Origin of the sequence: Lapillicoccus sp., from assembly GCF_036559105.1 — a bacterium.
GTDB lineage: Bacteria > Actinomycetota > Actinomycetes > Actinomycetales > Dermatophilaceae > Lapillicoccus.
In genome coordinates this window covers 19,645-27,463 of record NZ_DATBTV010000085.1, presented here as the reverse complement: position 1 = coordinate 27,463, position 7,819 = coordinate 19,645, and the positions used below count along the sequence as shown (strand labels likewise).

The 7,819-nt window shown below is 71.7% G+C and carries 11 protein-coding genes; 4 read left to right on the top strand and 7 right to left on the bottom strand.

Features of this window, described 5'->3' with window-relative positions; all coding sequences use genetic code 11:
* Positions 1 to 6: 6 nt before the first annotated feature.
* From VIG79_RS11105 to VIG79_RS11090, 4 genes are all read right to left on the bottom strand, one after another.
* Positions 7 to 486, bottom strand: coding sequence for a DUF6194 family protein (locus tag VIG79_RS11105; RefSeq protein WP_331885545.1), 480 nt, complete (start codon positions 484 to 486; stop codon positions 7 to 9).
* Positions 487 to 499: 13 nt separating this feature from the next.
* Positions 500 to 1,390, bottom strand: coding sequence for a cobalamin-binding protein (locus tag VIG79_RS11100; protein ID WP_331885543.1), 891 nt, complete (start codon positions 1,388 to 1,390; stop codon positions 500 to 502).
* A gap of 124 nt (positions 1,391 to 1,514) precedes the next feature.
* A complete protein-coding gene (locus tag VIG79_RS11095) occupies positions 1,515 to 2,231 on the bottom strand; it encodes a zf-HC2 domain-containing protein (RefSeq protein WP_331885541.1) in 717 nt (238 codons plus the stop codon).
* Complete coding sequence (locus tag VIG79_RS11090; RefSeq protein ID WP_331885539.1) at positions 2,228 to 2,749, bottom strand: sigma-70 family RNA polymerase sigma factor; 522 nt, start codon at positions 2,747 to 2,749, stop codon at positions 2,228 to 2,230. The genes VIG79_RS11095 and VIG79_RS11090 overlap by 4 nt, the downstream gene beginning before the upstream one ends.
* Before the next feature lie 172 nt (positions 2,750 to 2,921).
* Between VIG79_RS11090 and VIG79_RS11085 the strand changes: the two genes are divergently transcribed.
* The gene (locus tag VIG79_RS11085; protein WP_331885537.1) at positions 2,922 to 3,572 is read left to right on the top strand and encodes a 2'-5' RNA ligase family protein; all 651 of its coding nucleotides are present in this window, start codon (positions 2,922 to 2,924) and stop codon (positions 3,570 to 3,572) included.
* On the opposite strand, the gene VIG79_RS11080 is transcribed toward VIG79_RS11085, so the two are convergent.
* On the bottom strand, positions 3,563 to 4,771 hold the full coding sequence (locus tag VIG79_RS11080; RefSeq protein ID WP_331885535.1) for a pyrophosphate--fructose-6-phosphate 1-phosphotransferase: 1,209 nt from the start codon (positions 4,769 to 4,771) through the stop codon (positions 3,563 to 3,565). The genes VIG79_RS11085 and VIG79_RS11080 overlap by 10 nt on opposite strands.
* A gap of 96 nt (positions 4,772 to 4,867) precedes the next feature.
* On the opposite strand from VIG79_RS11080, the gene VIG79_RS11075 reads away from it, so the two are divergent.
* Positions 4,868 to 5,410, top strand: coding sequence for an N-acetyltransferase (locus VIG79_RS11075; RefSeq protein ID WP_331885533.1), 543 nt, complete (start codon positions 4,868 to 4,870; stop codon positions 5,408 to 5,410).
* A gap of 10 nt (positions 5,411 to 5,420) precedes the next feature.
* Here the strand turns inward: VIG79_RS11075 and VIG79_RS11070 are convergent, their stop codons facing one another.
* Positions 5,421 to 6,164 carry a GAF and ANTAR domain-containing protein gene (locus VIG79_RS11070; protein WP_331885531.1) on the bottom strand — a complete coding sequence of 248 codons (744 nt, stop codon included), beginning with the start codon at positions 6,162 to 6,164 and terminating at the stop codon, positions 5,421 to 5,423.
* Between the two features lie 184 nt (positions 6,165 to 6,348).
* Between VIG79_RS11070 and VIG79_RS11065 the strand changes: the two genes are divergently transcribed.
* Complete coding sequence (locus tag VIG79_RS11065) at positions 6,349 to 6,504, top strand: DUF6131 family protein (protein WP_331885529.1); 156 nt, start codon at positions 6,349 to 6,351, stop codon at positions 6,502 to 6,504.
* Positions 6,505 to 6,603: 99 nt separating this feature from the next.
* Here the strand turns inward: VIG79_RS11065 and VIG79_RS11060 are convergent, their stop codons facing one another.
* On the bottom strand, positions 6,604 to 7,359 hold the full coding sequence (locus tag VIG79_RS11060; RefSeq protein WP_331885527.1) for a sigma-70 family RNA polymerase sigma factor: 756 nt from the start codon (positions 7,357 to 7,359) through the stop codon (positions 6,604 to 6,606).
* A gap of 249 nt (positions 7,360 to 7,608) precedes the next feature.
* Here VIG79_RS11060 and VIG79_RS11055 point away from each other — a divergent pair, with 249 nt between their 5' ends.
* The gene (locus VIG79_RS11055; protein WP_331885525.1) at positions 7,609 to 7,782 is read left to right on the top strand and encodes a CsbD family protein; all 174 of its coding nucleotides are present in this window, start codon (positions 7,609 to 7,611) and stop codon (positions 7,780 to 7,782) included.
* Positions 7,783 to 7,819: the final 37 nt, after the last annotated feature.

The following is a 7,819-nucleotide window of genomic DNA, read 5'->3' as shown; positions in this document are numbered from 1 at the left end:
CGGCGGTCACTCCCGCGGGCGCCGGCGCGCTGCGGCGCGGTCGCGGGCGTCCGCGAGGAGAGCCCGCACGAGGTCCGCGGTCCGGTCGCCGGGCGAGACGACGCATACCCACGCCTGCTGGCCGTACTCCGGGTGGGGGAGCACCTGGTCGAGCTCGGCGTAGTCGTGCTCGTCGCGGCGCGCCCCGTGCTGGGAGGGCGGGTAGCCCACCAGCTCCTCGAACCGGCGCTTGCCGACGTTGACGTTCACCCGGAAGACCCCCTCCCGGTCGAGGTGTGACGACTCGTCGAAGCCCGCGTAGTCGTGGACCACGAGCGTGGCGAACGGCCAGCGGCGTTCGGGCGGCTCGGGTTCGGCTCCCGGAGGGTCGACGTAGACGAACGAGTCGCCCCAGGCGGCCTCGGGCGCTCCGAACTCGGCGCTCGCGGTCTCCACGGCGACGTCGGGCAGCGCCGACGCGAACGCGATGATCTCGTCCTCGGTCACGGGTTCCTCCCACTCACGCGATGTGGCGGGCCATCCCCGGGTCCGGGCCGCCGAGGACCTCCGGGTGGAAGATCGCCGCCAACGCCTCGATGCCGTCGACCAGCCGGGGACCGGGACGGGCGAACGACGCGTTGGCGTCGACGGCCCACACCGGTATGCCGCTCGGCAGCACGTCGCGGGCGACCAGGTCGCCGGCCAACTCGGTGGCTCCGGCGAGGTGGTAGCCGCACGGCGCGACGACGACGACCTCGGGCCGGGAGGCAGAGACCGCGGCCCACGTGGTGCGGTACGACTTCTCACCGGTTGTCCCGAGGACGCTGGTGCCACCGGCCCGCTGGACCATCTCGGGAACCCAGTGGCCGGGGGCGAACGGCGGGTCGGTCCACTCGAGGACCAGGGCACCTGGGCGCGGCCGGCCGGCCACGGCGTCGTCGACACGGGCCAGCCGTTCGCCCAAGCCGGCGACCAGCTCCTCGGCGGCTGCCGCGCGGCCACTCGACCGGCCCAACGTCACGACGGAGGCGAGCACCTCTTCGAGGGTGTGGGGGTCGATGGTCAGGACGTCGGCGCGACAACCGAGGTGGGCCAGCGCCTCGTCGACGACCGAGACGTCCACGGCGCAGACGGCGCAGAGGTCCTGGGTGACGACGAGGTCGGCGTCCAGGCCCGCCAGGGCGCCCTCGTCGAGGTGGTACAGGTCCTCGCCGGCCCGCATCCGCTCGCTGACCAACCGGTCGATCTCGGCCGCGCCGAGGCCCTCGGGCAGCGCCGACGTCGACACGATCCGGCGGGTGCGGGCCTCGGTCGGGTAGTCGCACTCGAACGTCACGCCGACGACGTCGTCCCCGGCCCCCACCGCGAAGAGGATCTCCGTCGTCGACGGCAGAAGAGAGACGATCCGCACCCTCCGAGCCTAAGCGAGCGACGCCGGCAAGTTCTCAGACATGTCCGGCCAGTGGGCTTTCGGGCCGGGAGCCCGCAACAACTCAGACATGTCCGAGAACTGGGGACGGCCGGGAGGCCAGTGGTCAGGTGGTCGCGGTCGCGATCGGGGCGCCGGCGCGGGTGTGGACCTGGATCTGGAAGATGTCGCCGGGCTTCATCCAGCAGGCCGCCGTCAGCACGGCGCGTCCGGTCGGAGTGCCGGTCCAGCTGGCCACGTCGTACTGGTGGCCGTCCCGGTCGGTCACTGCGAGGAACATCACCTCGCCGGCCGGGAGGCTGGACCCCCGGACGTCCAGCTGCGTACCCCAGGTACGCGTCACGAGGTCGATCTCGACCTGGGCGGGCGCTGTCTGCCCCGGGGTCAGCGGCGCGGCGGCCGCCACCAGGCCGCGGGTCGGCGGGGCGTTGAGCCGGTTCGTGACCGGACCGACGGCCGCGCCGATCGCGCCGGCGAGGAGCACGAGCGCGGCGGCCACCGCTCCCAGCCGCCAGCGCCGACGACGCCGCTCGGCGCGGACACGGTCCAGCAGGGCGACCGGCGCGAGCGTCTCGGCGGGGACCGCAGCATCAGCGTCGGGGACCGGCCCGTCGGCCGACCCGGACTCGGTACCCGGCTCGACGAGGTCCAGCAGCGCCGGCAGGCCGGACAGCTGAGCGGCCTCGCGCTGGCATACCTGGCAGGTGCGCAGGTGACGCGAGAACGCGTGGTGTTCGGCGGTGTCGAGGCCACCGAGCACGAAGGCACCGAGGAGCAGCTGGAGCTCCTCGTGCTCGGGGTCGGAAGCCGGTCCGGCGGTCACTGGGTCACTCCCATCTCGTCGAGCACGGTGCGCAGCGAGCGCACGGCGTAGAAGGCGCGGGACTTGACCGTCCCCGCCGGGATGCCGAGGTGATCGGCGGCCTCGGCGACGCTGAGCCGCTGGTAGTAGAGGGCGACGACCACGCGGCGGTGGTCGGGCTGCAGCCGAGCCAGCGCCTCTTCGACGAGGATCTGGTCGAGGGCGCGGTCGATGTCCTTCTCCGGGTTGGGAGTGCGCGGGTCGAGCCGAGCCCGGGCGTCGTCGTCACGGTCGGCGGCCACCTCCACGACGCGGCGTCCGGCGGCGCGGTGCATGTCGATGAGCATGTTCCGGGCGGTCTGGAGCAGGTACGCCCTCATGCTCGTCACGTGCGGCGCCTGCTTCCAGACCCGCAGGATCACCTCCTGGACGACGTCCTCCGTGCGTCCCGGGTCGAGCGAGGTCCGGCCGACGAACCGGCGCAGGACCGGACCGTGCTCGCGGTAGATCTCCGCCACCACCGCCTCGTCCAGCGGCATGACCGTCCTCCCTCCCCGCTGCTCGTGCCGTCCCGTACTGCTCAATTGTCGCCCTGCCGTGACCGGCGCCGCCCCCCTACCGGGGCGCCGGCCGCAGGCAGGGTCGGCGAACGGGGAGACGCTGAGTGGGCGGATCCGGTTCACTTCACGGTTCCGGAATACCCTTCGTGCGGTGGTCCAGTCCGTCGAGCTGCTCCTCGAACCCGCGGCCGAACGTGGCGTCGTCCGGATCTGGGACGCGCTGTCGGAGGCCGGGCTGCCGTCCCAGGCGCGTCACACCGCGCCGAGCAACCGACCGCACACGACGCTCGTGGCCCTCTCCGGCCTCGCGGCGGAGACGGAGTCCGCGGTGGCCGCTGCCGTCCGTGGCCGCCTTCCTGTCGAGGCCGTCTGGGGCGCCGTCACCCTGTTCGGCCGGGGTCCGTGGGTGCTCGTGCGGCTGCTCGAACCGAGCAACGGTATGCGCGGGCTCCAGGCCGCCGTCGCCGACGCGTGCGGCGTTCCGGACGACAGCCTCTCCTCGCCGCGGCAGTGGACGCCGCACGTCACCCTGGCGCGGCGGGTTGCTCGAGCGGACGTCGACCGCGCCATCGGCCTCGTCGCCGCGCTCGCGCAGGGCGAGGCCTCAGCCGGTGTGCGGGTCGTCGCCTCGGCGGTCCGCCGCTGGGACGGCTCGCGCCGGGTCGAGTGGGAGATTGGGCGCGCTCAGGTCACCCCACGAAGCTCTCCCCACGACGATCTCGGCTTCGCCGCGATACGTCGCGGGGACCCCACGCTCCGCTCCGATACGTCGCGGGGACCCCGCAACAGCGATCAGACCTGACCGGTGCGTTTGAGCACCGACTGGAACCAGTCCACCGACGTGTCGAACGCCTTCCCCCCGACGATGCGCTCGAACTCGATGGTGCGCAGCCGGTCGTCGCGCTCCTCGTCCTGCCCGACCACCCCGGCCACGCCGTGCTGCGCCGCCTCGACGGCGACCTCCACCATCTGCCCAATGAGCGTCCGGTCCGCCTCGTTCGCGGGGGCGGAGCGGGAGAAGTAGCCGCTCTTCTGGACCATCGTCTTCTCGGCGCCGACCCGCTGGGCGAACTGCTGGGCGAACCACTCGCCGGGGTTGACCCGGTCGAGCTTGACGTGGCCGAAGGGGTCCCGGGGGATCTCCTCGCCGGCCGCCTCCATCGCGGCGACGATCTCCGGTACACCGGCCCCCTCCGACAGGAAGATGTTGACGCAGCCGATCTCGTCCATCGTGGCTCGCAGGCGGTCGGCCTCCGCGTCCATGTCGATGGCGATCTCCGGCACGAACACGGCGTGGATGTCCCACCGCTCCGGCGTGAGCCCGATCGACGGCACCCACTGACGGCCGGCGTGCCACTCCTGGTACTGCGCCGCCGCCGCCGCGGTCAGCCAGCCGCAGCCCCGGCCCATCACCTCGTGGATGATGAGCATCCGCGGGTTCGAGCCGTGCTCGGCCAGCACGTTCTGGGCGAACCGCGACGCCTGCTCGGCCGCCGTCCACGCGCCGAGCGACTGCTTGATCGGGATGATGTCGTTGTCGATGGTCTTCGGCAGGCCCACGACGGTGAGGTCGTAGTCGCGGTCGCGCAGGAATGCGGCGAGGTCGGCCGCCGTCGTGTTGGTGTCGTCGCCCCCGATGGTGTGCAGGACGTCCACCCCGTCGCGGCGCAGCTGCTCGGCCGCGACCTCCAGGGGGTCCTGGCCCTCCTGGATCAGGCCGCGGCGCACCAGGTCCTCGGCGTTGGTGAGCTTGACCCGGCTGTTGCCGATCGGGCTGCCGCCGTACTCCTGGAGCACCCGGGCGAAGGCCCGCGCCGAGGCGTCGACGACGACGGACGTCCCGGTGAGGACGCCGTGGTAGCCGTGGCGGTAGGCGATGATCTCGACGTCCGGCAGGAGGGCCGTGTACCGCTCGATCAGGCCGCCGACGGAGGCGGACAGACAGGGCGCATACCCACCGGCGGTCAGCAGGGCGACGCGGCGCAGAGTCTTCGGTGACATGCGGGGCAGCCTAGGACGGGACCCCGGTCCGCAGCGCCTTCGGGTTCAGCCCGTGGGCAGCGTGACGGGCGGGCCGTAGCGGGCTACCGTCGGCTCGTGGCGAAGCCCACCGCATACCGGCCGGAGCGCCCCGGCGAGGAGGACGAGGTCCGCGAGGTCGTGCGCGCCGCATTCGGCCACCACGAGGGCGTCGAGCGGATCGTCGACGACCTGCGCGCCTCGGACGCCTGGGTCGGGCTGTCGTTCGTGGCCGAGCACGAGGGTCGGGTGGCCGGGCACGTGTCCTTCACCCGAAGCCTGCTCGACGCCCCGGACCGGTTGGTGGACGTCCTCGTGCTCAGTCCCCTCTCGGTGCTCCCCGCCCTCCAAGAGCGGGGATTCGGCTCGGCGCTGGTCCGGTATGCGTTGGGCGAGCTGGGCGAGCGGCCGGAGCCGCTGGTCTTCCTCGAGGGCTCGCCGGCGTACTACGCGCGGTTCGGCTTCGTGGCGGCCGATCACCTCGGGTTCCGGCGGCCGTCGCGGCGCATTCCGCTCGGTGCGTTCCAGGTCCTGCGGCTACCCACCTACGAGGAGTGGATGACGGGAACGTTGGTGTACCACCGGATCTGGTGGGACCACGACGCCGTCGGCCTCCGCTGAACCCGGGACCTCAGCCGATCCGGGGAGTCGCGCGACCCGCGTTGTGGTGCGCCACGACCTCGCGGGCGACCTCGGCGAGCTTGATGTTCATGTCCTGCGAGGCCTTGCGGAGCAGGTCGAAGGCCGCGTCGTCGGAGATCTTGTGAAAGGCCATCAGCAGCCCGATGGCCTTGCCGATCTCCCGGTTGCTCTCCAGGCCGGCGGAGAGGGTCCGTGCCTCCTCCTTGCTGTGGAGCGCCGAGACGGCGACGGACGCGAAGGCGGCGAGGATGATCGCCTGGTCCGCCGAGCGCTCGCTGATGCCGCCGACGCGGTCGGAGAAGAGGTTCAGGGCGCCGATCTTCTCCTTCCCGGCGATGATCCGGAACCCGGCGGCGGACCGTACCGGGGTCAGCCGGACAACCTGCTCGGCGAACGAGGGCCACTGGGTGGTGGGGTCGGCAAGGTCGTCCTCGAACTGCGGTGCGTCCTCGACGATGGCGTCGAGGCAGGGCCCCTCCTGGTGCAGCTGCTCCAGCTTGTCGATGCTGCGCGCGACGTCGTCGGTGGACACGGCGGTCTTGAACCGGCCGTCCCGGCCCCGCTGCATGATGCTGGCGTGGTCGCAGCCGTCGATGACCCGCACCGCCGTGGTGACGATCGCGCTGTAGATCTCGTCGAAGCTGTCGGAGGCGTAGAGGATCCGGCTCAGGGCGCCGAGCGCGTCGTTCGACATGGTGGAGGGTCCGGCGAGGTCGGGTAGTGGTGTGTCCATGGGCTCACCGTCAAGGGGTTGTCGGTCGGGGTCCGATCAGGACTGATTCTGACACTCCAGGGGGGAGGTTTCGACCACGCCTCCGAGGGGTACGGTCATCTGCGGCTCATCGCGCCGGGGGCGTGCTGAGCCGCCTGGGACCGCTCCGGTTCCAGCCGACCCCTGCGACAACCTGGAGACATCAATGATCGTCCTGGGAATCATCCTGCTGCTCATCGGGTGGCTGGCCCACATCTCGATCCTTGTCACGATCGGCATCATCGTCCTGGTGATCGGGCTCGTCCTCATGCTGCTCGGCGCCACGGGACGCGCCGTCGGCGGCAGAAAGTACTGGTACTGACGATGTGAGGCATCCCGGTCCTTCTCGGACCGGGACGTCGCAGGAGCCGGGCCGGCGCACCATCCGGCCCGGCTCCTGCCGTTCGGGGAGGGCGGCGCCTCAGGCGGCATCGTTCATGGATTCCTGCAGCCGACTGCGCAGCCGGGTGAGGATCGAGCGCAGGATGCGGGAGACCTGCATCTGGCTCACGCCGATCCGGTCGGCAATGTCCGACTGGGTCAGCACGTCGACGAAGCGCAGGCGCAGCACCAGCCGCTCGCGGTCGGTGAGACCGCTGAGGGCCTCCTGCAGCCAGGCGTTGTCGTCCACCGCGGTGAACGGGTCGTCCGACTCCGGCGGAGCCACCTCCATGGCGGGCTGCTCGGGGCCGGCGGGGACGTCCAGGGAGAGCGCATGGAAGCTCGACGCCGCCTCGCGGGCGGCCCGGACCTGGGCCACGTCGACACCGAGCGCGGCCGCGATCTCGTCGGGCGTCGGGCGACGGTGCAGGTTCTGCTCCAGATCCTTCTCGGCCTCGCGCATGCGCACCCCGAGCTCCTGCAGCCGCCGCGGCGGACGGACCATCCAGCCGGCGTCACGGAAGTGCCGCTTGATCTCGCCGGAGATGGTCGGCGCGGCGAACCCGGCGAACGACTGTCCGAGTCCCGGCCGGAAGCGACGGACCGCCTTGACCAGGCCGAGCCGCGCGACCTGGATGAGGTCGTCGCGGTCGATCCCCCGGCCGAGGTAGCGGCTGGCGATCCCGTCGGCGAGGCCGAGGTTGAGCAGAACGACCGCCTCGGCGGTCTCCGGCTCGACGGGTCGGCCGTCCTCGAGGTCGCGCAACAGGTACTCCGTGCGGTCAAACCTGGTCATGGTGGCTCCTGGGGAGAATCGCTCGACCCATGGCGCCACTTCTGGACCAGTGACCCCACCGAACCATCAATTTCCGAAACGAGCAAGCCCGCGACCCTGGGAGTCCGCTGGGTGCCGCGGCCCCAAGCGGCCACGTTTGTCCAGCGGTGACAACGGGTAGGTGCTGTGGCGTGGCTCCTGGACGTCGCCGTCTAGGCGAGTCCATCCCTGGGCCACCCGTTCACGAGACGGATACGGAAAGAGGCAGCCATGGGACTGATGGACAAGGCCAAGAACGAGGGCGAGATCGCCAAGGGCAAGGTCAAGGAAGGCGTCGGCGACGCCACTGACAACGAGCGCATGCAGGCCGAGGGCGAGACCGACCAGGCGTCGGGCAACGTCAAGCAGGCCGGCGAGAAGGTCAAGGACGCGTTCCGCGACTGACCCGAACCACCCACACCTGAGCCGGCGCCGCCGTTCA